Here is a 1447-nt window from a genome sequence, read left to right as displayed (position 1 = left end):
TCAGGACGCGAAGGACTTCGAGGGCTTCTGCGATCTGGGCGCGGTACACGACGGCGCCGAGGACAGCAACTCCCACGCGAGCGGCGGCAGGACGGCCACCGTCGACGGGGTGCCGGCGATCACCCTGCACGAGAAGGACGGCAAGGACCGCTACACGCTGTATGTCGCCACCGAGGGCAAGCCGTATCTGCTGCGGATCGACAGCACGGCCGGAGCGGACCAGGGGTCGGTCACCTTCAGCGACTTCGACGAACCGGTTCCGGCGCGGAAGCCGGCCGGCGAGATCGTGGACCTCGACGCTCTCGGCGGCTGAGCCACGCCGGGACGCGGGGCCCCAGGATGCGGCACGCTCAAAGGGCGTGCCGCATCCACACGTTGGGCTCGACGTACACCGCGTACCCGCGCTCCGGCTCGCACCGCACCGGCACCAGCGCCCCGGGCACCTCGACGTCGCCCTGGGTGTCGAAGGGCAGTCCGGTCCAGCGGCGCCACTGCTCCAGCGAACCGGACACCGTCATGGAGGCCGGTGCCACCGCGTGGACGACGCCGCCGGCCCGGGCGTGGACGCGCAGCCAGGGGTCGTACGGCAGACCGTCGGGGCGCAGCCGGTGGGCGTACTCCTGGATCGGCGTGTGCGGTTCCAGGTGCTTGGCACTGGGGCGGACCGGCGCGACGACCTCGCTGAAGCCGTGGGCGCGGGCGTTGTCACGCATCGCCGCGAGCATCCGGGCGGACAGGCCGTGGCCCTGCAGGCGCGGGTCGACGACGACCGAGATCGCGCTGACCGTGTCGGGCCGTACGCCACGACGCAGATCGTCGAACGCCCACACCAGCACCTCGTCCCAGCCCCGGGCGGGCAGTTCGCCGCGGTCCTCGGCGTGCAGGGCGAAGGGGACGCTGTGGGCGTGCGCGACGATCTCGCCCCGCTCGTCCTCGGCGAACAGCACGTGCTCGGGGAGTTCGCCGGAGATCCGTCCGTAGTGGGCGTTGCCCACGGGGTCCTCGGTCACGAACTCCGGCCAGCTGTTGGCCATGCCGAGAACGCGCTCCCGCATCTCGGGACGCTCGGCGAGACTCGACACCTTCAGCTCCATGCGGTCACCGTAGGCGCGGGACCGCCCACCGGAAAGCGCATTTCCCGCCCGCCCCGGCCCACGACCGCTCGGCGCAAGCTCTGGGGGAGGGCCCGCGAACCCCGAGGCATACGGTCGGTGCGAGCCCTCAGTCCGCGTGGAACCGCGGCGGTGCCGCCGTCGGATTGCCGCCGGTCGGGAGCTTCTGGCCGGGGCAGCCCGAGAGGACCTTCTTCATCGCGGACTTCTCGGCGGCCGTGACCCACAGGTCGTACTTCTTCTTCACGGCGACCTGGGCGGCCACATACGTGCACCGGTACCCCTTGTTCGGCGGCAGCCAGGTCGCCGTGTCACCGTCCCCCTTGGAACGGTTG

At 71.8% G+C, this 1447-nt stretch carries 2 protein-coding genes and 1 pseudogene; 1 reads left to right on the top strand and 2 read right to left on the bottom strand.

Features of this window, described 5'->3' with window-relative positions:
- Positions 1 to 313 (top strand): annotated as a pseudogene (locus JF597_RS55025) (hypothetical protein); the annotation flags it as partial.
- A 37-nt stretch (positions 314 to 350) separates the two neighbouring features.
- On the opposite strand, the gene JF597_RS55020 reads toward JF597_RS55025, so the two are convergent.
- Together JF597_RS55020 and JF597_RS55015 are read right to left on the bottom strand one after the other, a co-directional pair.
- Complete coding sequence (locus JF597_RS55020; RefSeq protein ID WP_294014745.1) at positions 351 to 1094, bottom strand: GNAT family N-acetyltransferase; 744 nt, start codon at positions 1092 to 1094, stop codon at positions 351 to 353.
- A gap of 127 nt (positions 1095 to 1221) precedes the next feature.
- On the bottom strand, positions 1222 to 1447 hold a 226-nt coding region (locus JF597_RS55015), incomplete at its 5' end, for a DUF1524 domain-containing protein (protein WP_366916590.1).

This window comes from Streptomyces sp., assembly GCF_019510245.1.
Taxonomy (GTDB): Bacteria; Actinomycetota; Actinomycetes; order Streptomycetales; family Streptomycetaceae; genus Streptomyces.
This window is presented reverse-complemented; position numbering and strand designations above follow the sequence as displayed.